Below are 25969 nucleotides of genomic sequence, written 5' to 3' on the forward strand. Positions count from 1 at the left end.
GCGCTCGACGGATGGCGCGGATCGATTGAATTGAATTAACGCACCTCAAATCCTAGAATACAAAATATTCAATCAACTTTTCCCACAATATGAACAAATCCACGGCAACCGGCGGCACCCAAAGCATGCGGCGCGCGCTCGGCCTGCTGCGCGTGCTGGCGCAGCACCAGGAAGACGGGCTGGATCTGCAAGGGGTGATGAATGCGACGGGGCTTGAGCGCTCTACCGCGCATCGGCTGCTGAGCTGCCTGCTGGAAGAACAATTCGCCGAACGCGACGGCAGCACGCGCCGCTACCGGCTAGGCGTGGATTCCATGCAGCTGGGTTTTGCGGCGTTGCGGCGCACGCCCTTGCTGGACGCGCTGCGCCCCTTCGCGCAAAAACTCGCGCGGCTGTCGGGCGACACGGTCTTTCTCGTAATTCGCCAGGGCGACTACGCGCTGTGCCTGCTACGCGAAGCCGGGTCGTTTCCGGTGAAGGTATTCACGATTGACCAGGGCGAACGCCGCTTGCTGGGCGTGGGCGCGGGCGGCCTGGCGCTGATGGCGAGCCTGCCCGATGAAGACATCGCTGCGCTCTATGCGCGGCATGCGGCCAGCTATGCGCAGATTGGCGTGTCCAGCAGCGCGTTGATGAAGGCCGTGAAACAGACGCGCGCCACCGGCCATGCCGAAATTGTGGACACGATCACGCCAGGCGTGTCCGGCGTGGGCGTGGCGTTTCCGGTGTCGGAACTGACCTGGGTAGCGTTCAGCTTCGGCGCCATCAGCAGCCGGCTGGACGCGCCAAGACGCGCGGAGATGGGCGCGTTGCTGCATGCCGAATGCCTGGCCTGGGCGAAGGACTATCTGGGGGATGCGTAGAAATGCAGGCAACGCGTAGAGGTCCGGCGCGGCTCGTACAAGTCCGAGGCGACGCGTAGACATCCGGGGCTAAGGGTAGAAATTCCGGGCGCAGCCAAAAAAGCGGCCTGCGCCATTACTGGCGCAGGCCGCTTGGGATCAAACGCTTAAATACGTTCGAAGATCGCGGCGATGCCTTGGCCGCCGCCGATGCACATCGTCACCAGCGCGTAGCGCCCGCCCACGCGTTGCAGCTCGTGCAGCGCCTTGACGGTGATGATCGCGCCGGTGGCGCCGATGGGGTGGCCCAGGCCAATGCCGCTGCCGTTCGGGTTGACCTTGGCGGGGTCCAGCTTCAGCTCGCGCGACACGGCGCACGCTTGCGCAGCGAAGGCTTCGTTGGCTTCGATGACGTCCAGCTGGTCCACCGTCAGGCCGGCGCGCTTGAGCGCGGCTTGCGTGGCCGGTACCGGACCGATGCCCATGATGTCGGGGTCGACGCCCGCGTGCGCGTAAGCCACCAGACGCGCCAGCGGCTTGATGCCGCGCTTGGCGGCAACCGACGCGTTCATCAGCACCACGGCGCCCGCGCCGTCGTTCAGGCCCGACGCATTGCCCGCCGTGACGGTGCCGTTCTCTTTCTGGAAAACCGGCTTCAGTGCGGCCATGGTGGCGGCCGACACGTCGCGGCGCACGTGCTCGTCGGTGTCGAACACCACTTCGCCCTTGCGCGTCTTTTGCACGACGGGAACGATCTGGTCGCGGAAGTAGCCCGCGTCGATGGCGGCGGCAGCGCGGCGATGCGATTCGGCGGCCAGCGCGTCCTGGTCCTGACGGCTGATGCCAAACTTGGCGGCCACGTTTTCGGCGGTAACGCCCATGTGCATGCGGCCGAACGGGTCAGACAATGCGCCCGTCATCATGTCCAGCATGACGCTGTCACCCATGCGGGCGCCCCAGCGCTGCGACGGCACGATGTACGGCGCGCGGCTCATGCTTTCGGCGCCCGCGCCGATAGCGATATCGGCATCACCCAACAAGATGGTTTGCGCCGCCGACACGATGGCCTGCAAGCCCGAACCGCACAGGCGGTTGACGTTGAAGGCCGGGGTTTCCTTGGCGATGCCCGCATTCATGGCGGCCACGCGCGACAGGTACATATCGCGCGGTTCGGTGTTGATGACGTGGCCGACCGCAACGTGGCCGACCTCGTCGCCCTGGACGCCCGCGCGTTCCAGCGCGGCGCGGATGACGGTGGCGCCCAGGTCGCACGGCGGCACGTCTTTCAGCGCGCCCCCGAAATCGCCAATAGCGGTGCGGACGGCCGAAGCGACGATGACTTCATTCATGGTGTTTCCTCCTTGTAATGCGCACCATCATACTGCCGCCTACCCCCTCTCTGCCTAGCCGCCCGACGGGCGTCCCGCTTTGCGCGCGGCGCGTTGTGCGATGAAATTTTCCACCGCCTCCGCGTGCGCGGGCGTCTTGTGCGCCAACGCCTGATAGGCGGCCGACAGCTCCAGCAAGTGGTCCAGGCGGGCATGCTGGCTTTCGCGCAACAGGCGCTTGGTCAGGCGCACGGCGTCCGGCGAATTCGCCGCCATGCGGCTGGCCAGCGCGTGCGCGGCAGGCAGCAATTCGGCCGCCGGCACCACGCGCGACACCAGCCCCCAGTCCAACGCGGTTTGCGCGCTGATGGCGTCGCCGGTGAACGACATCTCGGCTGCGCGCGCCATGCCGATCAAACGCGGCAGGAACCAGGCGCCGCCGTCGCCAGGAATCAAACCCAGCTTCACGAAGCTCTCCGCGAACGATGCGCCTTCGGCGGCGATGCGCACGTCGCACATGCAGGCCAGGTCGCAGCCCGCACCGACGGCGGCACCGTTCACGGCGGCGATCGTCGGCACTTCCAGCGCGTGCAACGCCAGCGGCAAACGCTGGATGCCGTGCCGGTACTCCTGACGCAACGCGGCGCTGCCGACGTCAGGGCCAATCTGCCGCTGCATGTCGTGGATGTTGCCGCCCGATGAAAACACATCTCCCGCCGCCGTCACGATCAGCACCCGCACGGCGGGGTCGCGTTCGATGCGTGCGAACACATCCAGCATCTGGTCCACGATGGCGCTGCCCGTCAGCGCGTTGCGCGTAGCCGGGTCGTCCAGCGTCAACGTTGCCACGCCCTGCGCGTCTCGTTCGTAATGCACAAGTTCCGTCATGCCCGCTCCTGATAGTGAAAGGGTGAATCACCGCAGCGTAGGCGCGGGCGTCGCTTGCCGTCCAATATTAGTTTTCGCGCGGGTGATACGAGATTCGTATCGAAACGCCCAAAAATAATATTGGACGCACGCCGCCCCACGCCGCGATAGTCCGCTTTCGAGCCGCCTTTGACATAGCGGGACCGCACCGGAGCGACGCATGATCGACACGCTGGAACTCACCGCCATCCCCGCCGCCGATGAAGCCTTGCGCGCCGAGGTGCGCGACTTTCTGGCCGAGACGCTGGACGGCCTGGAACCCGATGAACGCGCGCGTTCGTGGATGGGGTTCGATGCAGGCTTCAGCCGCCAACTGGCCGAACGCGGCTGGCTCGGCCTGACCCTGCCGCGCGAATACGGTGGCGCGGCGCGCGGGCATTTCGCGCGCTTCGTGCTGTCGGAAGAATTGCTGGGCGCGGGCGCACCGGTGTCGGCGCACTGGATCGCCGACCGCCAAAGCGCGCCCCTGATCCTGAAGTACGGCACGCCCGCGCAGCAGGCGTTCTACCTGCCCCGCATCTGCCGCGCCGACGCCTTCTTCTGCATCGGCATGAGCGAACCCGGTTCAGGCTCGGACCTGGCCAGCATCCGCAGCCGCGCCGAGTCCACTGCGAACGGCTGGCGCTTGAATGGCAGCAAGATCTGGACAACCAACGCGCACCGTTCGCACTACATGATTGCGTTGGTCCGCACATCCGGCACGGCGGAAGACCGGCATCAGGGCTTGTCGCAAATCATCATTGACCTGTCGCTGCCCGGCGTGTCGATCCGCCCCATCGAAGACCTGGCGGGCGACGCGCATTTCTCGGAAGTGTTCTTCGACAACGTGGAGTTGGCGGACGACGCGCTGATCGGCCAGGAAGGCGCGGGCTGGGCGCAGGTGAATGCCGAACTCGCGTTTGAACGCAGCGGGCCAGAACGTTTGTATTCCAGCATCGCGCTGCTGGAATGCTGGCTGACGCATTGCCGCCGCCGTTCGGGTCCGGCGCACCGCGCGGATGCTCCGCACCACACGAACGATCATGCCGTGCTGGGCAGCATCCTGTCGCAAATGGCGGTGCTGCGCGCGATGTCCCTGGCGGTGGCGGGCAAGCTCGCGGCGGGGGCCAGCCCGGCCGTCGAAGCCGCACTGGTGAAGGACTTGGGAACCGAGCTGGAACAACAGATTCCGCGTCTGATCGGCGACGCGCTGGGCCGCCATCCCGATGCGCCGATTCCCGTGCCGGTATTGCGCACCTTGGCGTACCTGGAGCAGGTGGCGCCCACATTCTCGTTGCGCGGCGGCACGCGCGAAATCCTGCGCGGCATCATCGCGCGCGGGCTGGGACTTCGATAAGGACGATCACGATGGACACCTTGCTTGGCGACGCCGCCGAACGCCTGTTCGCCCACACCTGCACGCCCGCGCTGTTACGCGCCGCGGAACAAGGCCATAGCATTGCCGCCGCCTGGCAGGCCTGCGAAGACGCAGGCTTTGCGGATGCGCTGGTGCCCGAAGCGCAAGGCGGCGCGGGCCTGGATTTGGCCGATGCGCTGCCCGTGGTATGGGCGGCCGGGCGGCATCTGTGCCCCTACCCCATCGCGCACACCGTGCTGGCGCGCGCCTGGCTCGCACGTGCGAGACACCCCGTGCCTAAGGGGTCCATCGCCATCGCCGCGCAGGGTTTGGCGATGCAGCAGGATCGCATTACTGGCGTGAACGTGCCGTGGGTGCGCGTGGCCGATCACGTTCTGGCGCAGGTTGACGGGCACGTCTTGCTGCTGCCTGTTGCGGCCGGATGCATCGCGCCCAACGGGGTGCACGGCAGTCTGGATGGAGAGGCGTCTTGGAGCTTACGTACCGCCGTCCGCGTGGATGGCGAAGCGTCTGTGGCGCCCCGTACCGCCGTGCGCGTGGATGGCGAAGCGTCTGTGGCGCCCCGTACCGCCGTGCGCAGGACTGGCGAAGCATCCGAGGCCTTGCTTGTTGCCCACCGTGAGCATGGCGGCACGGCGTTGGAGGAACTCGCCGCCATCGCGTATGCCGGACTGATGGCCGGCGCCATGGACCGCGTGTTGGCGATGACGCTGGACTATGCCAACCAACGCACGCAGTTCGGCAAAGCCATCGGCCGCTTTCAGGCGGTGCAGCAACAGATCAGCGTGATGGCGGAACACGTGTGGGCTGCGCGCATGGCGGCGCAATTGGCGTTCCAGGGGCGCGGCGGCCAACCGCAAGCGTTAATGGCCGCAGTGGGCAAAGCGCGCACCAGCCAGGCCGCGCCGCTTGTCGCCGACATTGCGCACGCGGTGCATGGCGCCATCGGCATCACGGCGGAATTCAACTTGCAGTGCTACACCAGACGGTTGCGCGACTGGCGTCTGGCGGGCGGGTCGGAATCGTATTGGCACGCGCGGATCGGCGCAGCGGCGTTGAATAGCCATCGGGATGCGCTGACGTACTTGCGTACGGAACTGCAAGGCGCAGCGGCCTGATACCGGCCGGCCTGATACCGCTTGGTCTGATACCGTCCTGCCTGATTCCGAAGGGATAGCACCGATGCCGAATCCGATACGCGGGCCGTATCATCGTGGGCAACCCTCGCCCCGGACCGCCCCCATGGATTTTCGCCATCTTCAGCAGTTCCTGGTTCTTGCCGACACGCTGAACTTTCACCGCGCGGCCGAAAAGCTGCACGTGTCGCAGCCGCCGTTGTCGGTGTCGATCCGCAAGCTTGAAGAGATGGTGGGCGTGCCCTTGTTTGTGCGCGGACGCCAGGGCGTGCAGCTGACCGAAGCCGGCCTGGCGGCGCGCGACGAAGCGCGCCGCGCGCTGTTCCATGCCGAGCAGTTTCGCCTGGCGGCGCGCGCGGGCGCGGCGGGCGAAGGCGGCACGGTGCGCGTCGGCTTCGTGGGTTCCGCCACGCATGGCATCCTGCCCCGCATTCTGCCCGCGTTTCGCCAGCGTTATCCGGGCGTGACGGTGGTGCTGCGCGAAGCCACGTCAATCCGCATCATGCAGGACCTGGCCGAAGACGCGTTGGAAGTCGGCATCGTGCGCGTGCCGGTGGCCATGGGCTCGAACGTTCGCCTAACCCCTCTGACCACCGAGAACTTTGCGCTGGCCGTGCCCAAGGGCCATCCGCTGGCGCGCCGCGGCCGCATCCGGCTGGCTGATCTGGCGGACGAGGCCTTCATCATGTACACCGCCACCGAAGCCGCGGGGCTACGCATGGCGGCGATCAACGCTTGCCAGTTGCGCGGCTTCACGCCCCGCATCACGCAGGAAGCCGTGCAGGTGCAAACGCTGCTGAGCCTGGTTGAAAGCGGCTTGGGCGTGGCGCTGGTGCCGGCCGGCAGCCGGCGCCATCCCGGCCCCAATGTGGTCTACAAGACGCTGGCGGACTTTCCGGCGGACGCATCCATCGGCATTTCCCTGGCGTGGAACCCGGATATCGAGCGCAGCGCCGCCCGCAACCTGCGCGAACTGGCAAGCCAGTCGTTCCGTGACAAGGGTGTCAAATAAGCGGCGCCGCGCTTGCGGCAAGATGGCCCGCAGGCTTAGGATGGAGCATGGTTGCGCCGCGGCGCCCCGTCAGACCAAGGGCGCGACGCGCGGCCGGCGTTTGAACCTTGTCAGCGATCCGGGAGCACATCGTGAAAACAGTTGCTGAGATTCTTAGGGAAAAGTCGAACAATTCCGTCGTGACGGTTTCACCGGATTCTTCGGTGTTCGACGCCATCAAGACCATGGCCGAACGCAGCATCGGCGCCGTCGTGGTGGTGGAAGGCGACACCGTGCTGGGCATGCTCTCCGAGCGCGACTACGCCCGCAAAGTCGTTCTGCAAGACCGCTCGTCGCGCAGCACCAAAGTGCGCGACATCATGACCGACTCCGTCTATTACGTAAGCCCCACCGACACCCGGGAACACTGTATGGCCATGATGACGGAACGGCATTTTCGTCATCTTCCGGTCATCGACAACGAAAAGCTGATTGGTCTGTTGTCCATTGGCGACTTGGTCAAGGACATCATGAGCGAGCAGAAATTCATCATCCACGAACTCGAACGCTACATCAGCGGCGGCCACGGCTAGCCCGCCGCCAGTATCCGCGCAGCCGGCACAATCAGCCCCATGCCGGCTGCCAGCAACAGCACGAACACCATGCGCTTGACGGTCTTCATCGACCCGGCCGTGCTGTAGCGGCGCGCCACCCACGTCACGCCTATCACCACCGGCAACGCCTGCAAGCTCAGCCAGAATGACGACGCCATGAACGCGCCCTGCCCGGTCACCAGCGTCAGGCGCACCACGGCATTCAGCGAAAACAGCACCAACAGGCTGTTGCGGATGGACGCCAGCGGCAAGGGCTGGCGGTATAGGTGATACACCATGGGCGGCCCGGCGCTTGAAAACAAGCCGCCCAGCACGCCGGAAATTCCGCCGAAAAATACGAATGATGCTTTGGACGACAAGCGTTCCAGCGGCTTGGCGCGCGCCACCAGCAAGATGGCGCAGGCCAGAATCGTGACGCCCAACAGCAGTTGCAGCAAGACGGCCATTGACCCGCTGATCCACGTCAGCGCGGCAACCCCGACGCCCACGCCCACCAAACTGGCGATCATGGCCGGCCGCATCAGCGACCAGTTCACTTGCGGCTTGGCCCGCGCCAGCGTTACCGCGGCGTTCACCAGCGACAACACGCTGACCACGTTGGCCACTTCCGACACCGACGCCAGCTGGAACACACCCGACAAACCGAGAAGCACGAGTCCGAACGCAAAGCCGGTCATGGTCTGGGCATAGGTGGCGAGCGCCACGCAGGCCAGGAACAGCAAGTGATGGGAGAGGCTCATGCGCTTGAAGGGTTTGGGGTCGCGGCGATGATATCACCGGGGTGCTGGCCACCCGCCCGAGGCGGGCGGGTCAGCATGCCGAATCACATATCTTGTCACAACTGGAAGCGTCCCTGAACCCGGCCACTGCGTGCTGCCGCTATTCTTGCCGCCCTGTCCGTCCTTGCCGGAAAGCTCGCGCTCAGAATGACGCCCCCATGACGCCTAAACACACCACCATCAACACGGTAACCCTGACCTGCTCGACTTGCGGCAGCGCGGCGTTCACCAAATTGGCTCCCAATGAATACCGCTGCAACCACTGCCATGCGCTGACGCTGGTCGAGGATGACGTTGCCCAGCGGCTGGAAAAGATTCTGCGCGGCATGCAGCAGCCCACGCAGCACACAGCGATCAAACCCGGGGCGCTGGCTGCGATCGCTTTCGTAGTGGTGGCCGCGGTGGTCGTGCCGCTGGTGATATCGCTGGCGTCTTCAAACCGGACGTCTACACCCTATCGTGCGCCTGCCGTCACGCCGCCCATCGACGCCTCGCTGGTGAAGCTGACCGATGTGCGCGAGATCCCGGTGCGCAGCAGCAAAGAGCTGGTCATGATCATGCGCAACGAAACGGGCAAGAAGATCGACCCGCCGCGCGTCACGGCCACCTTCTTTCAGGGTGAGCTGACGCTGACGTCGTCCTGGGCTTCGCCCTCGGCGCGTTCGCTTCAGCCGGGCGAGTACGCGCCCCTGCGGATCTCGGCGCCGGACAAAGCCTATACGCGCTACACGCTACAGGTCGCCACCCCTACGCCCGCCCGCGGCAAGCCCAACGATGTGGTGGCCAGCCGGGTGCAGCTGGTTAAGAACGATGGCGCGTACCGGCTGGTGGGATTGCTGAAGAATCAAGGACATGGCGACGCCAACGGCACCCAGATCACCGTCATCCTGTATGGCGAAGATGGCGCCATGATCGGCACGGGCAACGGCTACGCCACCGCCGGCACGCTGGCCCCGGGCGCCATGTCGGCGTTCGATGCCCGCTGCGAAATGTTCGGCGACGGCAAGGTCGCGTCCTACGACTACATGGTGCAAAGTGAAAGCTGATCGTCGCGGCGCCCAGCCGCTGTCCTGGCCGGCCAAGGCCGTATTGGTGCTGATCATTCTGGCGGCCGCCGGGTTTGCATTGATGAAGTACACCGCCGCCGGCCCCTGGGCCATGAGCCAACTCGGCATGCAAGACGGGCCGGGCCATGACGCGCAGAGCATGGAAGCGGCAAAGGTGGAGACTGCAAAGGCGGAAGCGCCCAAAGAAGCCGCCCCCGCCACCCGCATGGTGCGGGTCAGCCCGGCGGATGTGCGGGTGATCGACCATGTGCGCCTGACCACCGAAGAACTGCTGGACCCCGGCTTTGCGCTATTCGACACCAAAGCGCTGACCTTGTCCGCGCCGCGCCGGCTGCTGGATGAAATCGACCGCCCGGTCATGTACGCGGAAGTCGTCAACACCAGCCCGGACTATGTGGCCCTGTCGCCCAAGGCGCAGATCACCGTGTTCGACGGCTCGACCCCGCTGAAGGTCCGGCAGGACTGGACCTTGCCCGCCTATCTGTATCCGGGCGAGCGCGTGCCGGTAGCGCTGGTGGGCGGCAACTACGAACGCTACACCGAGTTCAAGACCGACTGGATGCCCGCCAAGCGCGCCGCCCTGCCCGGCCCCCGGCCCAAGCTGGACATTTCCGTCGACAACACCGAGGCCGGCGTCGGCACCGGCACGCTGAACTTCAGCTACCGCTACCGTTACAAGTACGTCACTGTGACAGGCCGTGTGCGCAATGAAGATCAGGCGGAAGTGAACAACGTGCGGGTCTGGGTCAGCCTGTATGACGCCCAGGACAAGCTCAGCGGCGCCACCTTCAAGGAACTGCGCCTGCCCAAGCTGCAACCCGGCGAAAGCGCCCCGTATGAAGTCGTCGTCAAGCAGTACGGCGGGAATTTTGCGCGGGTTGGCGTGGTGTACGACGTCACGGCGCGCTAGCTCGCCCCTGCCCCCGCCCGTGGCGCGGCCCCTGTGCCGCGCCTGCGCCACCCTGCTCCGCGTCGCCGTATCGCAACAGCTATCGGCTCAGGTCTTATATAAGATATAAGACATTTGCTAGCGTCTTCTGTTGCCTCTACAATTCCGGTCGAAAACCATTCTTCCAACCCGACTTTGAGCAGGCCTCACATGCTGGATAACTACCGCCAACACGTTGCCGAACGCGCGGCTCTGGGGATTCCCCCGCTGCCCCTTACGGCTAAACAAACCGCTGAACTGATCGAACTGCTGAAGAACCCGCCCGCTGGCGAGGAGCAGAATCTGGTCGAACTGCTGACCCACCGTGTGCCGGCCGGCGTGGACGATGCCGCCAAGGTGAAGGCGTCCTACCTGGCCGCCGTGGCGCTGGGCAAGGAAGCTTGTGCGCTGATCAGCCGTGCCAAGGCGACGGAACTGCTGGGCACGATGCTCGGCGGCTACAACATTGGCCCGCTGGTCGACCTGCTGGACGATGCTGAAATCGGCACCATCGCCGCCGATGCGCTGAAAAAGACCCTGTTGATGTTCGACGCCTTCCACGACGTGAAGGAAAAGGCGGACAAGGGCAACGCCAACGCCAAGTCCGTGCTGCAAAGCTGGGCCGACGCCGAATGGTTCACCAGCCGCCCGGAACTGCCGGAAAGCCTGACCATCACCGTCTTCAAGGTGCCTGGCGAAACCAACACCGACGACCTGTCGCCGGCGCCTGACGCCACGACCCGCCCCGACATCCCGATGCACGCCCTGGCGATGCTGAAGAACAAGCGCGACGGCGCCGCGTTCGAACCGGAAGAAGACGGCAAGCGCGGCCCGGTCAAGTTCATTGAATCCCTGAAAGAAAAGGGCCACCTGGTCGCCTACGTGGGTGACGTGGTTGGCACGGGTTCGTCGCGCAAGTCGGCCACCAACTCGGTGCTGTGGTTCACGGGCGAAGACATCCCGTTTGTGCCGAACAAGCGCTTTGGCGGCGTGTGCCTGGGCAACAAGATCGCCCCGATCTTCTACAACACGATGGAAGACGCCGGCGCGCTGCCGATCGAACTCGACGTTTCCAAGATGGAAATGGGCGACGTCGTCGAACTGCGCCCCTACGAAGGCAAGGCGCTGAAGAACGGCGAAGTCATCGCTGAATTCGAAGTGAAGTCCGACGTGCTGTTCGACGAAGTGCGCGCCGGTGGCCGCATTCCGCTGATCATCGGCCGTGGCCTGACCGCCAAGGCGCGCGAAGCGCTGGGCCTGGCGCCGTCGACGCTGTTCCGCCTGCCGAAAGATCCGGTCGACACCGGCAAGGGCTACACGCTGGCGCAGAAGATGGTTGGCCGCGCCTGCGGTCTGCCGGATGGCAAGGGCATCCGCCCGGGCACCTACTGCGAACCGAAGATGACCTCGGTCGGCAGCCAGGACACCACCGGCCCGATGACCCGCGACGAGCTGAAGGATCTGGCTTGCCTGGGCTTCTCGGCTGACCTCGTGATGCAGTCGTTCTGCCACACCGCCGCCTACCCGAAGCCCGTGGACGTCAAGACGCACCACACGCTGCCGGAATTCATCAGCACCCGTGGCGGCGTGTCGCTGCGTCCGGGTGATGGCGTGATCCACTCGTGGCTGAACCGCATGCTGTTGCCCGACACCGTCGGCACCGGCGGCGACTCGCACACCCGCTTCCCCATCGGCATTTCGTTCCCGGCCGGTTCGGGCCTGGTCGCCTTTGCCGCCGCCACCGGCGTGATGCCGCTGGACATGCCGGAATCGGTGCTGGTCCGCTTCAAGGGCAAGCTGCAACCCGGCGTCACCCTGCGTGACCTGGTCAACGCCATCCCGCTGTACGCCATCAAGCAAGGCTTGCTGACGGTGGCCAAGCAAGGCAAGAAGAACATCTTCTCGGGCCGCATCCTGGAAATCGAAGGCCTGCCGGACCTGAAGGTCGAGCAAGCTTTCGAACTGTCGGACGCTTCCGCTGAACGTTCGGCCGCCGGCTGCTCGGTGTTCCTGAACAAGGAACCGATCATCGAATACATCAACAGCAACATCGTGATGTTGAAGTGGATGATCGCCAACGGCTACGAAGACGAACGCACGCTGGGCCGCCGCATCAAGGCCATGGAAGCCTGGCTGGCTGACCCCAAGCTGCTGGAGCCGGACGCCGACGCCGAATACGCCGCCGTCATCGAAATCGACCTGGCCGACGTGCACGAGCCCATCGTGGCCTGCCCGAACGACCCGGACGACGTGAAGACGCTGTCGGAAGTGGCTGGCGCCAAGATCGACGAAGTGTTCATCGGCAGCTGCATGACCAACATCGGCCACTTCCGCGCAGCTTCCAAGCTGCTGGAAGGCAAGCGCGACATCCCGGTCAAGCTGTGGGTGGCCCCGCCCACCAAGATGGACGCCACGCAACTGACCGAAGAAGGCCACTACGGCGTCTTCGGCACCGCGGGCGCCCGCACGGAAATGCCGGGCTGCTCGCTGTGCATGGGTAACCAGGCACAAGTGCGCGAAGGCGCAACCGTCATGTCGACCAGCACCCGCAACTTCCCGAACCGCCTGGGCAAGAACACGAACGTGTACCTGGGTTCGGCCGAGCTGGCCGCCATCTGCTCGAAGCTGGGCCGCATCCCGACCAAGGACGAGTACATGGCCGATATGGGCGTCATCAACAAGAGCGGCGACCAGATCTATCAGTACCTGAACTTCGACAAGATCGCAGACTACAAGGACGTGGCGGACGTGATCGAGGTGTAAGCCTTGCACGCTAGCCAGGCGTCTTAGCCCTGCTTGCAGTACGAACAACGGCCCCGGAGCAATCCGGGGCCGTTTGCTTTGGGGGTGTTTGCTTTGGGGGTGTTTGCTTTGGGGGCCGGGTTTCCAAGGGCAGGTTTCAGCCGTTGCCCCCTGAACGCTCGAGCAAGCCTCCGAACAGGAAACTTTTCCGGCGATACGTTTTCATACAATCGCGGTACCTTGTGACACTTGCCCGGCGCAGCATCCCGTTTGCGCCCTGACCCAAAGGAGGAAGCCCGCCAATGACCCGGCTTTTGCTGCCGCCGCTGCTACTGCTGGCGCTTGCCGGTTGCGCCACGGCGCCGCCATCGAACCCCGAGAATATTTGCGCGATCTTCCGAGAAAAGCCGGACTGGCACGACGCCGCCCTGAAGGTGCAGCAAAAATGGGGCGCCCCCGTTCCCGTGCCCATGGCGATGATGTACCAGGAGTCTTCCTTCAAACAGGACGCCGTGCCGCCCCGCTATTACTTCCTGGGCATCATCCCCTGGGGCCGCGTCAGCTCCGCGTATGGCTACGCCCAAGCCAAGGACGAAACCTGGGCCGACTACAAAAAAGAAGCCGGCGGCTGGGGTTCCAGCCGCGACAACTTCGCCGACGCGCTGGACTTCATGGGCTGGTACATGAGCAAGTCGCAACGCATCAACGGCGTGTCCAAGTGGGACGCCTACGGCCAGTATTTGAACTACCACGAAGGCTGGACCGGCTACCGCAACCGCAGCTACGACCGCAAGGCATGGCTGAAAACGGTGTCGCAAAAAGTGCAGGCCCGCGCCGAGAAATTCACGTCCCAGTACAAGAGTTGCGAAGGAGATTTAACGCGCGGGGGGTGGTTTTGGTGAGGGGTTGATCAACGCTATTCAAGAAGCCGCCTGACCTCCCGCTGCTTTCCCGCAAACAAAAATCCCGGCGCCAGGCCGGGATTTTTGTTGCGTTCCGGCCAAAGCCGGATGCGATCAGAAGTCCATGCTGGCTGACAGCAGGAACGTGCGCGGGCCGCCCAGCACCAGGTAGCCGTTGCCGGGGTATCCGCCCACCGACGACCAGTAGTTGCGGTTGGCGATGTTTTCCACGCGGGCGCGCACCGTGACCAAGTGGCCGCCCACGTCCGTCATGTAGCGCACGCCGGCGTCAAAGCGGGTCCAGCCGGGCACCTTGAGGGTGTTGGCGTCGTTCGCGTAAGACGAACCGGTGTAGACGACGCGGCCGTCCACGGCCAGGCCTTGCACGCCGGGGATGTCCCATTCCACGCCCATGTTGGCCTGGAAGCGCGGCACGCCGATTACGCGGTTGCCGTCCAGCGACGCGTTGCCGGTGGAACGCTGCTCGGCATCCAGCCAGGTCAAGCCGCCCAGAACGCGCACGCTCTTGATGGGCTCGCCGTAGACGGTCAGTTCCGCGCCTTGGTGGCGGTCTTTGCCGGACGTGGTCAGCTCGTTGCTGGCGTTGTACATCGCGCGCGGCTTGTCGGTGGAGAACAAGGCCAGGCCGGCGCCCAGCCCGTCACCCTCGTACTTCACGCCGATTTCCTTTTGCTTGGAGACGTACGGTTGCAGGCTTTGGCCGACGTTAGGCACGGGCTTGCCGTTCGCGTTGGCCGGCGCGGTCGGCCCGGCGACCAGGGCTTCGATGTAGTTGGCATACAGCGACACGCTGGGCGCCACCTTGAAGACGATGCCGGCGGCCGGCGAGTTGCGGCTGGCGTCATAGGCGCCGCTTTCTTTGCCCGTGTTGTAGGCGTAGTCACGCTGCGACAAGCGTTGATGGCGGATGCCCAGGGTCAGCAGCACCTTGTCGTCCAGGAACGACAGCGTGTCGCCCAGGGCGTAGCTGCTCATGCGCGTACGTCCTTGCAAGGCGGGGTTATCAATATCGTTGCCGCGCAATGCACCCGCGCTGAAGGCGGGCTTGTCGTAGGAGACCGGGTCATAGATGTTGGTCGCAAACGTGTTTGCGAAATCCATGATGTAGGCGTTCTTCTTTTTCAGATCAAAGAACGATGCCGACGCAACGATTTCGTGGCCGACCGGGCCGGTGCGCACTTTGGCGCGCAGGCCGAATTCGCCCGTGTTGACGCTATCTTCGCGGGTGTTGTCGAAGCGATAGAAATTGCCTGCACCCGTGCTGCCGTTCGTCAACGTGACGTTGCCCAGCGAGTTCGCTTCATCGCTGCGGCGGAAACCATACGCCGCCCAGCCGGTCAGCTTGTCGCTGAAGTCATGTTCCGCGCGCAAGGTGCCGAACACGTCCCGTTCGTTGGAGTACGACCACGGTTGCGCGTAGTTGGAGCTGGCGTCCGGGGCGTCGGGAACCGTGGTGACGCCGGCGCCCAGCGTCACGTTCGGACGCGCGCGCTTGAGCTTGTTTTCCTGCCAGCCGATATCGCCCGACAAGCGCGTGTCCGCCGAGCGCCAGTCTATGCCCAGCGACACCAGGCTGGTGCGGGAATGTTCATCATCAATGGCCGTATCGCCGCTGCGTTGCGCGGCGTTCAGGCGGATGCCCGTGCTGTCGTCCGGGCCAAAGCGGCGGGCGATGTCGGTGGAAAGCTGAAATTGGCCACCGCTGGAAATACCGGTCGTGACACGGGTCAGCGGATCGTTCGGCGCGCGCTTGGGCACCAGGTTGATCACGCCGCCAATACCGCCGCCGCCGGGGGTCGCGCCGGTCAGGAATGCCGACGCGCCGCGCAGCACTTCCACGCGTTCGAACAGTTCAGTGGCGATGTACTGGCGCGGCAGCAGGCTGTACAAGCCGTTGTAGGCGACATCGTCCGAGCTCAGGATGAAGCCGCGAATGAAGTACGACTCCTGGAAGTTGCCGAAGCCGCGCGCCACGCGTACGCCGGAGTCGTTTTGCAGCACGTCGCCGACGCTGCGCGCCTGCTTGTCCTGGATCAGCTCATTCGTGTAGCTGGTGATGCTGAACGGCGTGCTCAAGTTGTCTTGCGTGCCCAGAATACCGACGCGGCCGCCGGTGGCGACTTGGCCGCCCGCAAATGGGGCCGCCAGGCCACCTGCCGACGCATCCGCGCTGGCTTCGACCTTGATGGCTTCCATGGATACGGTGGCGTCGCCAGGTTGGGCAGCCGGGGCCGTCTGGCCATAGGCCGCGCCCAGGCACGGCAGCGTGGCCGCTACGCAAGCTAGAGTTCTGATTTTCATATCGGGATCGATCGGCAAAAAAAGGCGCGTCACCGCGCGAAGAAACACCAAATCCCGATGGGGTCACGCGCGGAAAACGGCTTATCTGCTTGCACTACCGCAAGGCTGTAAAACGGCCCTGCCGAGCCCGTTCACCATGGGGTATTGAGGTCTGAAGACGAAAATGTTATCAAACCGAGAATCATTCTCATACCATTTCCAACGTAGAAAAACCCACCCGTTGCCCTGCCGCAACAAGCAGGGTTCGTTAAGGTCAAGGTCAGGATCAGGCGGCTAAATCGGGCTGCGGCAGGCGCAAATCCCCGGCGTTGCAGGCAGCGGGAGGCGGCATCGCCCCCTGCCGCCCCGGCGTCGCAGCGGCGGCAGGCACGCCCAACGGAACCTCAACCGCGCAGCCAGCAATCAGCACGAAATGCGCCGGCACCCGGCCTGCAATCAAGACCAGCACGCCGTGATCGTCCTGGTCAGAGGCCGAAGCCACCAGGGCTGAGCCGGCCGGGACCACGGCGAAATCCGGGTCTCCGCCCGGACGCTTGGGCAATGGCGGCGCGCCGGTCAAGCAATGTCTGGCACGGACGCCAAGATCCCCCTGCACCGCGAACATCCAGGCATTCCACCCGGGGGCCAGCGGCACCAGCTGCGTCGCCCCAGGACGCAGCCAGGCGTCCAGCAGCATCAGGGGTTCGGGCGTCGCCAGGGGCGACTGCCAGCCCTCGTGGCTGCCGGCCGCCACGCGGATACGGCCCGCGCTGGTCTGGATCACCGGCATTTCCCACCCGCGCAGCAACGCAATGGCGGGCGGCGCAGCGCGCTGCCGGTCGGGCAGCTTGAACCCGATCCGCAGCCCGTGCAGCCGGTCTTGCCCCGTCGGCTGATGCACGCGCAATATCCCTTGGCCCGCCTGCGTCCAATGCAGATCGCCCGCCCGGATTTCGTGGTCGTCCTTAGTGCTGTCCAGGCTTTGCATGACGCCCTTGGAGTCTTCCAGCAACAGCGTCGCGGCGCACAGGCCGGCGGCCGGCTCAGGCGCCGTGGCAGGCCCCGTCATGACGAAATGGTCCACGCTCACCACGGGTGACGCACTGCGGGAAAAATCGGTGTGGCGAAACGAACGGATGGTGCAGGCCTCGCCTGCGGACTGGACCGGGCTGGCGACGACGTTGCTGAGATGAATAGTCAAAAAAGTGCTGCCTGGGGAGGTGGTAACGCTGGCTGACGCCAAGCTTATGAGTTCCACCTGGCGGACAGTAGAGGCCAATTTCAGGAATATTTGTCCTGCCTTGCAGGACAATTCGCGCTCTTTTCCTTCGCACCACGCTAAAACCCCCATGCAAGCGCACCTTCACCACGTCGACGACCTGCTGCTCTTTAGCGAGGTCGTTGAAAAAGGCGGCTTCTCCGCCGCCGCGCGTGTGTTGAATATGCAACGTTCAAAGCTCAGCCGGCGCGTGGCCGAGCTGGAAGCGCGCCTGGGCGTCCGGCTGCTTCAGCGCAATACGCGCCGGGTATCGCTGACGCCGATGGGGGAACAGATCTATGTGCATGCGCAGACGATGGCCCGCGAAGCCCGGACGGCGTTCGATCTGGCGGCGTCCATGGGCGACACCCCCAGCGGCCTGCTGCGCATCACCGCGCCGTCTCCGCTGGCTGTGACCTTGTTGGGGGACATGGTGGCCCGCTTCTGCATGGCGCACCCCGGGGTGCGGGTGCTGTTGGACACGCGGGACGAAATTATCGACCTGGTCGGCGAAGGCTATGACCTGGCGTTTCGCGCCATGGGCTCGGCGCTGACGGATTCCCGGCTGATCGGCCGCGAACTGGCGCTGGTGCCGCTGACGCTGCTTGGCGCGCCGGCGCTGGCCCAGGCGCGGCCGCGCCACCCCCGCGACCTGGCCGCCCTGCCCTTGCTGGCGCACGCCACGCAAGACAACCGCCACACGTGGCGCTTTACCGGGCCGGCCGGTGAAATCGAGACATTGGAATTCCAGCCGCGCTGCCTGAGCAGCAACATGGCCACGTTGCGCTCGATGGCGCGCAGCGGGCTGGGCGTGGCGCTGCTGCCGCACTACCTCAGCGCAAACATGATCGCCAAGGGCGAACTGGTTCCCATCCTGCCCGGCTGGCAGGCCGCGCCCTCACGCATCTACGCCATCATGCCCGCCCGCCGCGGCGAACCCCTGGCGCTGCGCCGCTTTCTGGAACTGGCGGCGGCGGAGCTGCCCGCGCTGCTGGCTTGATGCGCTCGCCTGATCGCCGTCGCATAAGCGCGCGCGCCTAATCCAGCTTGATGTGATTCGCCTGAATGACGGCGCCCCACCGCTCGCGGTCTTCCGCCACATAGCGGTCGGTTTCCGCCTGATCACGCGGCTCCTGGATCACCAGCCCCAAGGTCTGGAAACGTTCGCGGAAATCCGGTTGGGCCATGACGCGCGCCACCGCCTCCTGCAAGGCCCGCCCCTCGGCGGCCGGCGTCGCTTGCGGCACGGCGATGCCAAACCAGGTAGCGGCGCGGAACCCCGGAAACCCGCTTTCCGCCACCGTCGGCACATCGGGCAGCACGGGCAGGCGTTCAGCCGTCGTTACCGCCAAGGCCTTGATTTTGTTCTCTTTCACCAACGGCAGCGACGTGCTGATCACGTCCACCATCAGTTGCGTGTCGTTGGCCATCAACGAGCTCAGTGCCGGCGCGCTGCCGTTGTACGGGATGTGCGCAATGTCGACGCCGGTGCGCGACTTGAGCAATTCCGTCGCCAGTTGCAAGGGGTTGCCGATGCCAACCGACGCGTAATTCAGCTTGCCCGGACGCGTCTTGGCGTAGCTGACGAATTGCGCCAGCGTGGTGGCCGGCACCGCATTGTTCGCGACAACCACCAGCGGCAGTTCAGCCACCACCGACAGCACGCGGAAATCACGCGCGGCGTCGTAGGCGATCTTCTGATACAGCAGGGGGTTCAGCACCATGCTGGCATTGCTGGCCAGAAACAGGGTGTAGCCATCGGGCTGGGCGCGGGCCACCTGGGTCGCCGCGATCATCGTGTTGGCGCCCGGCTTGTTCTCAACCACGACGGGCTGGCCGAGTTCGCGCGACAGGCGCTCGGCCAGCACGCGCGACAACTGATCCGCGGCGCCGCCCGGCGTGTAAGGCACCACCAGTTTCACCGGGCGGTCAGGAAACGCCGCCCACGCCTGGGGCGCAATGGCCGCGCAAGCCAGCACGGCGGCCGCGGCGCGGCTCAGCCAACGATTCATCTTCAACATGCTTGTCTCCCGAGTCTTGAACGACTCTTGTAGTGGGTACTGCTGGGGTAAGGGCGTGACGTTCGCCGCTACAGTTCGCCGCTACACCTTGCGCGCCTGCCCCTCCCAGAACTCGGCGCGCAGGCGGCGTTTGGCGATCTTGCCGTTGTCGTCGCGCGGCAAGGCCGGGCGCAGTTGCAGGTCGCGCGGGATCTTGTAGCGGGCGACGCGGCCAGCCAGCCATTGCAGGGCGTCCTCGACATTCACCGTGGCGTCCGGCGCGGGTTGAATCAAGCCCAGCAAGCGTTCCCCGAACTCGGCATCCGGCACGCCAAACACGGCGCAATCGGCCACGCCCGGGTACTGCGTCAGGTGGTGCTCGATTTCGGCGGGATAGATGTTCACGCCGCCCGAAATGACCAGGTCCGATTCGCGGTCGCAAACGAACAGATAACCGTCTTCGTCCACATAGCCCAAGTCACCCAGGCCGATCAGGCCGTCGCGCTCAACGGCCTGGCGTGCCTCGGGGTGGTTGCGGTAAGTGAAATCGGCGTACGCCGGCTGGCGCACGTAGATGCGGCCAACCTCGCCGGGCGCGCATAGCGACCCATCTTCGCGATAGACGCGCACCTGCGCCGGCCCGATGGGCCGCCCCGCGCTGCCGGGCTTGGCCAGCGCCTCGTGGGAGTCAATCACGGTCACCATGCCCGCCTCGCTGGACGCATAGGTTTCATGCACCACGGGGCCTAGCCAATCGATCATGGCCTGCTTGAGTTCGGGCGCGCACGGCGCTCCTGTCGACGCCACGAAACGCAACGACGACAAGTCGAACGACGCTCGCGTGCGCGCATCCAGCTTCAACAGCCGCACATACATGATGGGCACCAGATAGATGGTGTCGATGCGATGCCGTTCGATCAGGCGCAATACCTCGATGGGATCAAAACGCGCGGTCAGCACCAGCGTGTCGCAGACGCGCAGCGCCACCTGGGCGAACACGCTGGGCGCGCTGTGATAGACCGGCGCGGGCAGCAACGCGCGGCATCCGGGGCGCAATCCGTAGGCTTGTTCCACCACGGCTTCGACGGCCGCCAGGTGCTCGGGCAGACGCGCCACCGGAAACGGCTGGCGCACCACGCCCTTGGGCCGGCCGGTTGTGCCAGAGGTATAAGCCATGTGCCCGCGGGGCGCGACGAGCGGCCCGTCGTAGCGCGGTTGCGCGTTGCGCCAGGTCTCGTAGTTGTTGGCTTCAAAGTCGTTGGGGTCAGAGGCGTTCGGGTCAGACGCGTTGGGGTCAGACGAGTTGGAGTCAGACCCGTTGGCGGCTAACGCCGGGTTGCCGCCAACCGCATTTCCGCCGCCCATCACCCGCAGCGCGGGCAGCCCCTTGGGCAGCGCGGTCCAAACTTGCCGCCACAAATCGTCTTCGGCAATCACCAGCTTGGCGCCACTGTCGGTCACCAGAAACGCCACTTCCTCGGCGGTGTAATGCCAGTTGATCGGGCAGTAATAGCAGCCCAGCCGCTTGCAGGCCTGGATGATTTCCAGATACGGCATGCCGTTGCGCAGCAGCACCGCAATCACATCGCCTTCGCGCACGCCCATCGCCGCCAGGCCGGCCGCCACTTGCTCGCCGCGCGCCACCAGTGCGTCACGGGTCAATTCAATGCCGCCCGCAATGATGCGCCCGCTCATGCCGGCTTCCCGGCGCGCTGCGCCTTGTCTTGCGCGGTGCGCGCCTCGATGGCGGCGCGGGCGGCCGCCCAATCGGCGTCGCTCCATTCGAAGTACTGCTTGAAGTACGCGCCGTTTGCCAGGTAGTCGCCGCCGTCCAGCGCAATCGTCTGCCCGTTGATCCAATCGTTGCCCGGCCCCAGCAGGAAGGCGGCCAATTCGCCGATGTCGTGCCCGGTGCCCAGACGGCGCATCGGGTTTTGTTGGGTCAGCGCGTCCTGGCCATCGCCGTTGGGCCGCAGCCTTGCGGTTGCGCCTTCGGTGGGAATCACGCCAGGCGCAATGGCGTTCAGGCGGATACCGTGGCGGCCCCATTCCACCGCCAGCGACTTCGTCATGGCGTCGATACCCGCCTTGGACATGGCCGACGGCACCACAAACGGCGAACCCGTCCACACCCACGTCACCACGATAGACACCACCGCGCCGTGCGTGCCGGTCTCGATCCAGCGCTTGCCCACCGCCAGGGTCATATAGAAGGTGCCGCGAAACACCGTGTCGGCAATCGCATTGAAGCCGCGCGCCGACAGTTTTTCGGTCGGGCTGATGAAGTTGCCCGCGGCATTGTTGATCAGGCCGTCCAGGCCGCCATGCTCGCGCCAGATGCCGTCCACCATGGCGTCCACGGCGTCGGCGTCGCGGATGTCGACGGCATGCGCATGGGCTTGGCCGCCGTAACGGGCGCGCAGCGTGGCCGCGGCGGCTTCAACGACCGACAGCCGGCGTCCGCACAGGTGCACGGTGGCGCCCAGCGAGGCCAGTTGTTCGGCCATGGCGTAGCCCAGCCCGGTTCCTCCGCCGGTAACCAGGACGCGCTGGCCGCGGAACAGATCCGCGCGGAACATGCTTTGAGCCATGAGTTGTCTCCCTGATGTCGTTATGAATTGGCTTTGGACCGAGAGTATCAACGTCAAATTGCCGCGACAATCCTTCGGCTTGCGTAAACTATGTTTCCTCTCAGGCAACAATCGATGACGCCCATGTCCGCCTTGCCCGCGCTAGACCTGAACCTGATCCAGCTGTTCGTCACCATCGTCGAAGCCGGCACGCTCAGCGAAGCGGCCTTGCGCCAGGGGGTAACGCGGTCGCACGTCAGCCGGAATCTGCAAAAGCTGGAGCGCACGTTCGGCGCCCAGCTGATCCGGCGCACCACCCGCCGCCTGGAACTGACGCAGCAAGGCACGGTGCTGTATGAGCACGGCGCGCGCATGTCGCGCGAGGTGGAATCGGCGCGCCATGCGTTGCAGAAGCTGGGCGCAGAACCCACGGGCCATGTCCGGCTGTCCTTGCCCACCGGGCTGGGCGAGCTGGACGCGCTGCGCCCGCTATTGGTGCGATTCGCGCTGGAGCACCCCAGCCTGAGCCTGCGGGTGCTGTTCTCCAACCGGGTCAGCGACCTGATTTCGTCAGAAATCGACGTGGCGCTGCGGGTGATTTCGACGCCGCCGCAGGACTACGTGGCGCGCGAGCTGGGCGAGGTGAAATGGCATCTGTGCGCCGCGCCTGGCTACTTGCAGCGCGCTGGCAAACCCGTTCACCCGCGCGACCTGGGCCGGCTGGATTTTCTTTGCCCGCCCGGCCCCAAGCCCCAGACCACGCTGCGCCTGACCCGCAAGGGCCAGGTCTACGAAGCCAAGCTCGCGCCCCGCCTGCAATCCGAATACTTCCCCTTTCTGGCCCAGGCCGCGCGCGACGGCGCCGGCATCGCGCTGCTGCCCGCCTATATCGTGCAGCCCGATCTGGAAGCCGGGCGGCTCATTGAAGTGCTGCCGGCCTACAAGGCGCAAGGACCGGGCGACAAGCTGTTCATCCTGACCTCCCCCACGCCCTACCCGTCGACCGCCCAACGCGCGCTGGTCGACTTTTTGAAATCCGAACTGGAACCGCTGCTGCGCGGCTTCCTGGCCTGATCTGAAATTTTCCTGACCCCATCCACGCCGCATTCCGGCCTGATCTGAAATTTTCCTGACCGCCGCCACGCCACCGTAGAACTTCCCTGTTAAAAACGCGGGGTCTTGCAGGCTTGGCTCATGTCCGCCAAAGTAGGGGTTTTGCAGTGCGGGGAGTGCCATCCCGGTGTCTTGCCGGAACTAGGACGGAACTTTGACGTGCGCCCCAAGTCTTATATAAGATATAAGACATGCAGCCGCGCAAGGGCTTGTCTCCCCTACAATGACAACCGCGCAAAATCGCCAGAAAATGCCGCCTGCGCCTGGGCACATACAGTCGGGCAAAACAACGGAGTCCATCATGCCGCACAACACTCTAGACACCCTCAAGAACTTCAAGATCGGCAATAAATCCTGTCAGTACTATTCGCTGCCGGCGCTGGGCAAGTCCCTCGGCATTGATGTGCAGCGGCTCCCGGTTTCTATCCGCATCGTGCTGGAATCCGTGCTGCGCAACTGTGATGGCAAGAAGGTCACTGAAGAGCACGTGAAGCAGCTGGCCAACTGGCAAGCCAATGCCCGCCGCGAAGACGAAATCCCCTTCGTCGTGGCGCGCGTGGTGTTGCAGGATTTCACGGGCGTGCCGCTCCTGGCTGACATCGCCGCCATGCGCTCGGTCGCCGACAAGATGGGCAAGAGCCCCAAGAGCATTGAGCCGCTGGTGCCGGTTGACCTGGTCGTTGACCACTCGGTCATGATCGACTACTTCGGCACCAAGAACGCGCTGGACTTGAACATGAAGCTGGAATTCAAGCGCAACCAAGAGCGCTACCAGTTCATGAAGTGGGGCATGCAGGCGTTCGACACGTTCGGCGTCGTGCCTCCGGGCTTTGGCATTGTCCACCAGGTCAACCTGGAATACCTGGCGCGCGGTGTGCACCAGGACAAAAAGAACAACGTCTATTACCCCGATTCGCTGGTGGGCACCGATAGCCACACCACGATGATCAACGGCATTGGCGTGGTGGGCTGGGGCGTGGGCGGCATCGAAGCCGAAGCCGGCATGCTGGGCCAGCCCGTGTACTTCCTGACCCCCGACGTGGTGGGCGTGGAACTCAAGGGCCAGTTGCGCGGCGGCGTCACCGCCACCGACCTGGTGCTGACCATTACCGAAATGCTGCGCCGTGAAAAAGTGGTGGGCAAGTTCGTTGAATTCTGCGGCGAAGGCACCGCCAGCCTGACCGTGGCCGAACGCGCCACCATCGGCAACATGGCGCCGGAGTACGGCGCCACCATGGGCTTCTTCCCCGTTGATGAACGCACCATCGACTACTTCCGCGGCACCGGCCGCACGGAAGCCGAAATTGCCGCCTTTGAAGCCTATTTCAAGGCGCAGAAGATGTTCGGCATTCCGGCCGCCCAAGACATCAACTTCACCAAGCTGCTGACGCTGGACCTGTCCACCGTGGCCCCGTCGCTGGCCGGCCCCAAGCGCCCGCAAGACCGCATCGAAATCGGCAACGTCAAGAACACGTTCATCGATCTGTTCTCCAAGCCGATCGCCGAAAACGGCTTCAACCAGCCCGCCGAAAAGCTGGCCGAAACCTTCACCACCAGCACCGGCACCAAGATCAAGAACGGCGACATCCTGATTGCCGCCATCACGTCTTGCACCAACACGTCGAACCCGAACGTGCTGCTGGCCGCGGGCCTGTTGGCCAAGAAGGCGGTGGAAGCCGGCCTGAAGGTGCCCAAGCACATCAAGACGTCGCTGGCCCCCGGATCGCGCGTCGTCACCGACTACCTGACCAAGACGGGCCTTCTGCCCTACCTGGAAAAGCTGGGCTTTGATGTGGCCGCCTACGGCTGCACCACCTGCATCGGCAACGCGGGCGACCTCACGCCGGACCTGAACGAAGCCATCACCAGCAACGATCTTGTCTGCTCGGCCGTGCTGTCCGGCAACCGCAACTTCGAAGCGCGCATCCACCCGAACATCAAGGCCAACTTCCTGGCCTCGCCCCCGCTGGTCGTAGCCTACGCGCTGGCCGGCACCGTCACGCGCGATCTGATGACCGAGCCGGTTGGAAAGGGCAAGAACGGCGACGTCTGGCTGGGCGACATCTGGCCCACGTCCGAAGAAGTCGAAGCGCTGATGAAGCACGCGCTGGACCCGAAGGTGTTCGAGGCCAACTACGGCCAGGTCAAGAGCAACCCGGGCAAGCTCTGGGAAAACATCAAGGGCGTGAGCGGCGACACCTACAACTGGCCCGACTCCACCTACATCGCCGAGCCGCCCTTCTTTGAAGGCTTCGACATGACGCCGGCCGCGATGCCCACCGTCAAGGGCGCACGCGCGCTGGGCGTGTTCGGTGATTCCGTCACCACCGACCACATCTCGCCCGCCGGCTCCATCAAGGAAAGCTCGCCCGCCGGCAAGTGGCTGAAGGAAAACGGCGTCATGAAGGCTGATTTCAACAGCTACGGCTCGCGCCGCGGCAACCACGAAATCATGATGCGCGGCACGTTCGCCAACGTGCGCATCAAGAACCTGATGATCCCGTCCTTGCCGGACGGCAGCCGCTTCGAAGGCGGCGAGACCCTGTTCCAGCCCACCGGCGAACAGATGTCGATCTATGACGCCGCCATGAAGTACGTGGCCGACGGCACGCCCACCGTGGTGTTCGGCGGCGAAGAGTACGGCACCGGCTCGTCGCGCGACTGGGCGGCCAAGGGCACGCAGTTGCTGGGCGTGAAGGCCGTGATCACCCGCAGCTTTGAACGCATCCACCGCAGCAACCTCGTCGGTATGGGCGTGTTGCCGCTGCAATTCAAGGGTACGGACAGCGTGCAGTCGCTGGGCATCACCGGCGAAGAAACGTACGACATCTCGGGCCTGGAAAACGGCATCAAGCCGATGCAGGACGTGACGCTGACGATCACCCGCAAGGATGGTTCGAAGCAGGACGTGACAGTGCTGCTGCGCATCGACACCCCGATTGAAGTTGACTACTACCAGCACGGCGGCATCCTGCCCTTTGTGCTGCGCCAGTTGCTCGCGGCCTAAGTTCTGCGCCCGTCACGGCGTCGCGCCACGCTGAGCGCGATGCAAAAAGCCCCGGAGCCTTACGGCTCCGGGGCTTTTTTACTGGCCGAAACTGGCCGGCCTCAGCC

20 protein-coding genes are annotated in these 25969 nt (G+C 64.9%); 12 read left to right on the forward strand and 8 right to left on the reverse strand.

All coding sequences use genetic code 11. The features are described 5' to 3' along the window. Positions 1-89 precede the first annotated feature (89 nt). Complete coding sequence (locus tag ACFZAI_RS24215) at positions 90-863, forward strand: IclR family transcriptional regulator (protein ID WP_391569314.1); 774 nt, start codon at positions 90-92, stop codon at positions 861-863. 146 nt (positions 864-1009) lie between these two features. On the opposite strand, the gene bktB is transcribed toward ACFZAI_RS24215, so the two are convergent. Both bktB and ACFZAI_RS24225 read right to left on the reverse strand, forming a co-directional pair. Further along, positions 1010-2191, reverse strand: a complete 1182-nt coding sequence (gene bktB / locus ACFZAI_RS24220) for a beta-ketothiolase BktB (protein WP_391569315.1) — start codon at positions 2189-2191, stop codon at positions 1010-1012. A gap of 54 nt (positions 2192-2245) precedes the next feature. Continuing rightward, entirely contained in the window at positions 2246-3058 is an 813-nt protein-coding gene (locus ACFZAI_RS24225; protein WP_391569316.1) for a crotonase/enoyl-CoA hydratase family protein, read from the reverse strand. 199 nt (positions 3059-3257) lie between these two features. Between ACFZAI_RS24225 and ACFZAI_RS24230 the strand changes: the two genes are divergently transcribed. From ACFZAI_RS24230 to ACFZAI_RS24245, 4 genes are all read left to right on the forward strand, one after another. Further along, positions 3258-4433: an acyl-CoA dehydrogenase family protein gene (locus ACFZAI_RS24230; RefSeq protein WP_391569317.1), complete on the forward strand. Its 1176-nt coding sequence runs from the start codon at positions 3258-3260 to the stop codon at positions 4431-4433. Between the two features lie 11 nt (positions 4434-4444). After that, positions 4445-5572 carry an acyl-CoA dehydrogenase family protein gene (locus ACFZAI_RS24235; protein ID WP_391569319.1) on the forward strand — a complete coding sequence of 376 codons (1128 nt, stop codon included), beginning with the start codon at positions 4445-4447 and terminating at the stop codon, positions 5570-5572. Positions 5573-5696: 124 nt separating this feature from the next. Further along, entirely contained in the window at positions 5697-6602 is a 906-nt protein-coding gene (locus tag ACFZAI_RS24240; protein WP_391569320.1) for a LysR family transcriptional regulator, read from the forward strand. Between the two features lie 131 nt (positions 6603-6733). Next, positions 6734-7174, forward strand: coding sequence for a CBS domain-containing protein (locus ACFZAI_RS24245; RefSeq protein WP_391569321.1), 441 nt, complete (start codon positions 6734-6736; stop codon positions 7172-7174). On the opposite strand, the gene ACFZAI_RS24250 is transcribed toward ACFZAI_RS24245, so the two are convergent. Beyond that, positions 7171-7935, reverse strand: a complete 765-nt coding sequence (locus tag ACFZAI_RS24250) for a TSUP family transporter (protein ID WP_391569322.1) — start codon at positions 7933-7935, stop codon at positions 7171-7173. The two genes, ACFZAI_RS24245 and ACFZAI_RS24250, sit on opposite strands and share 4 nt — an antisense overlap. A 197-nt stretch (positions 7936-8132) precedes the next feature. Between ACFZAI_RS24250 and ACFZAI_RS24255 the strand changes: the two genes are divergently transcribed. The 4 genes from ACFZAI_RS24255 (at position 8133) to ACFZAI_RS24270 (ending at position 13613) form a co-directional block, all read left to right on the forward strand. Then, on the forward strand, positions 8133-9020 hold the full coding sequence (locus ACFZAI_RS24255) for an FxLYD domain-containing protein (protein WP_391569323.1): 888 nt from the start codon (positions 8133-8135) through the stop codon (positions 9018-9020). Next, positions 9010-9951: an FxLYD domain-containing protein gene (locus ACFZAI_RS24260; RefSeq protein WP_391569324.1), complete on the forward strand. Its 942-nt coding sequence runs from the start codon at positions 9010-9012 to the stop codon at positions 9949-9951. Before ACFZAI_RS24255 ends, ACFZAI_RS24260 begins: the two co-directional genes overlap by 11 nt. 189 nt (positions 9952-10140) lie before the next feature. Beyond that, on the forward strand, positions 10141-12732 hold the full coding sequence (acnB, locus tag ACFZAI_RS24265) for a bifunctional aconitate hydratase 2/2-methylisocitrate dehydratase (protein WP_391569325.1): 2592 nt from the start codon (positions 10141-10143) through the stop codon (positions 12730-12732). A gap of 281 nt (positions 12733-13013) precedes the next feature. Further along, positions 13014-13613, forward strand: a complete 600-nt coding sequence (locus ACFZAI_RS24270) for a hypothetical protein (protein ID WP_391569326.1) — start codon at positions 13014-13016, stop codon at positions 13611-13613. 114 nt (positions 13614-13727) lie between these two features. Here the strand turns inward: ACFZAI_RS24270 and ACFZAI_RS24275 are convergent, their stop codons facing one another. Continuing rightward, positions 13728-15935, reverse strand: coding sequence for a TonB-dependent receptor (locus tag ACFZAI_RS24275; RefSeq protein WP_391569327.1), 2208 nt, complete (start codon positions 15933-15935; stop codon positions 13728-13730). Positions 15936-16200: 265 nt separating this feature from the next. After that, on the reverse strand, positions 16201-17115 hold the full coding sequence (locus ACFZAI_RS24280) for a pirin family protein (protein ID WP_391569328.1): 915 nt from the start codon (positions 17113-17115) through the stop codon (positions 16201-16203). Positions 17116-17263: 148 nt separating this feature from the next. Here ACFZAI_RS24280 and ACFZAI_RS24285 point away from each other — a divergent pair, with 148 nt between their 5' ends. Next, positions 17264-18172 carry a LysR substrate-binding domain-containing protein gene (locus tag ACFZAI_RS24285; protein ID WP_391569329.1) on the forward strand — a complete coding sequence of 303 codons (909 nt, stop codon included), beginning with the start codon at positions 17264-17266 and terminating at the stop codon, positions 18170-18172. Positions 18173-18209: 37 nt separating this feature from the next. Here the strand turns inward: ACFZAI_RS24285 and ACFZAI_RS24290 are convergent, their stop codons facing one another. The 3 genes from ACFZAI_RS24290 to ACFZAI_RS24300 all read right to left on the reverse strand — a co-directional run bounded on the left by ACFZAI_RS24290 (position 18210) and on the right by ACFZAI_RS24300 (position 21751). Next, positions 18210-19193, reverse strand: a complete 984-nt coding sequence (locus tag ACFZAI_RS24290) for a Bug family tripartite tricarboxylate transporter substrate binding protein (protein ID WP_391569330.1) — start codon at positions 19191-19193, stop codon at positions 18210-18212. A gap of 81 nt (positions 19194-19274) precedes the next feature. Further along, complete coding sequence (locus tag ACFZAI_RS24295) at positions 19275-20867, reverse strand: AMP-binding protein (RefSeq protein WP_391569331.1); 1593 nt, start codon at positions 20865-20867, stop codon at positions 19275-19277. After that, on the reverse strand, positions 20864-21751 hold the full coding sequence (locus ACFZAI_RS24300) for an SDR family oxidoreductase (RefSeq protein ID WP_391569708.1): 888 nt from the start codon (positions 21749-21751) through the stop codon (positions 20864-20866). Before ACFZAI_RS24300 ends, ACFZAI_RS24295 begins: the two co-directional genes overlap by 4 nt. Before the next feature lie 135 nt (positions 21752-21886). On the opposite strand from ACFZAI_RS24300, the gene ACFZAI_RS24305 reads away from it, so the two are divergent. Continuing rightward, positions 21887-22816 carry a LysR family transcriptional regulator gene (locus tag ACFZAI_RS24305; RefSeq protein ID WP_391569709.1) on the forward strand — a complete coding sequence of 310 codons (930 nt, stop codon included), beginning with the start codon at positions 21887-21889 and terminating at the stop codon, positions 22814-22816. A gap of 340 nt (positions 22817-23156) precedes the next feature. After that, complete coding sequence (gene acnA / locus ACFZAI_RS24310; protein WP_391569332.1) at positions 23157-25862, forward strand: aconitate hydratase AcnA; 2706 nt, start codon at positions 23157-23159, stop codon at positions 25860-25862. Positions 25863-25969 lie beyond the last annotated feature (107 nt).

The sequence above is a fragment of the Achromobacter sp. NPDC008082 genome, from assembly GCF_042957345.1.
In the GTDB taxonomy this organism is placed as follows: domain Bacteria; phylum Pseudomonadota; class Gammaproteobacteria; order Burkholderiales; family Burkholderiaceae_B; genus Achromobacter; species Achromobacter kerstersii_A.

Excerpts from the sequence above, each read along its gene's own strand:
- ACFZAI_RS24270 (WP_391569326.1), top strand. The coding sequence starts at position 13,014 with ATGACCCGGCTTTTGCTGCCGCCGCTGCTACTGCTGGCGCTTGCCGGT.
- ACFZAI_RS24240 (WP_391569320.1), top strand. The coding sequence starts at position 5,697 with ATGGATTTTCGCCATCTTCAGCAGTTCCTGGTTCTTGCCGACACGCTG.
- ACFZAI_RS24290 (WP_391569330.1), bottom strand. The coding sequence starts at position 19,193 with ATGTTGAAGATGAATCGTTGGCTGAGCCGCGCCGCGGCCGCCGTGCTG.
- ACFZAI_RS24230 (WP_391569317.1), top strand. The coding sequence starts at position 3,258 with ATGATCGACACGCTGGAACTCACCGCCATCCCCGCCGCCGATGAAGCC.
- ACFZAI_RS24305 (WP_391569709.1), top strand. The coding sequence starts at position 21,887 with ATGTCCGCCTTGCCCGCGCTAGACCTGAACCTGATCCAGCTGTTCGTC.
- ACFZAI_RS24295 (WP_391569331.1), bottom strand. The coding sequence starts at position 20,867 with ATGAGCGGGCGCATCATTGCGGGCGGCATTGAATTGACCCGTGACGCA.
- bktB (WP_391569315.1), bottom strand. The coding sequence starts at position 2,191 with ATGAATGAAGTCATCGTCGCTTCGGCCGTCCGCACCGCTATTGGCGAT.
- ACFZAI_RS24300 (WP_391569708.1), bottom strand. The coding sequence starts at position 21,751 with ATGTTCCGCGCGGATCTGTTCCGCGGCCAGCGCGTCCTGGTTACCGGC.
- ACFZAI_RS24215 (WP_391569314.1), top strand. The coding sequence starts at position 90 with ATGAACAAATCCACGGCAACCGGCGGCACCCAAAGCATGCGGCGCGCG.
- ACFZAI_RS24225 (WP_391569316.1), bottom strand. The coding sequence starts at position 3,058 with ATGACGGAACTTGTGCATTACGAACGAGACGCGCAGGGCGTGGCAACG.
- ACFZAI_RS24235 (WP_391569319.1), top strand. The coding sequence starts at position 4,445 with ATGGACACCTTGCTTGGCGACGCCGCCGAACGCCTGTTCGCCCACACC.
- acnB (WP_391569325.1), top strand. The coding sequence starts at position 10,141 with ATGCTGGATAACTACCGCCAACACGTTGCCGAACGCGCGGCTCTGGGG.
- ACFZAI_RS24275 (WP_391569327.1), bottom strand. The coding sequence starts at position 15,935 with ATGAAAATCAGAACTCTAGCTTGCGTAGCGGCCACGCTGCCGTGCCTG.
- ACFZAI_RS24250 (WP_391569322.1), bottom strand. The coding sequence starts at position 7,935 with ATGAGCCTCTCCCATCACTTGCTGTTCCTGGCCTGCGTGGCGCTCGCC.
- ACFZAI_RS24255 (WP_391569323.1), top strand. The coding sequence starts at position 8,133 with ATGACGCCTAAACACACCACCATCAACACGGTAACCCTGACCTGCTCG.
- acnA (WP_391569332.1), top strand. The coding sequence starts at position 23,157 with ATGCCGCACAACACTCTAGACACCCTCAAGAACTTCAAGATCGGCAAT.
- ACFZAI_RS24285 (WP_391569329.1), top strand. The coding sequence starts at position 17,264 with ATGCAAGCGCACCTTCACCACGTCGACGACCTGCTGCTCTTTAGCGAG.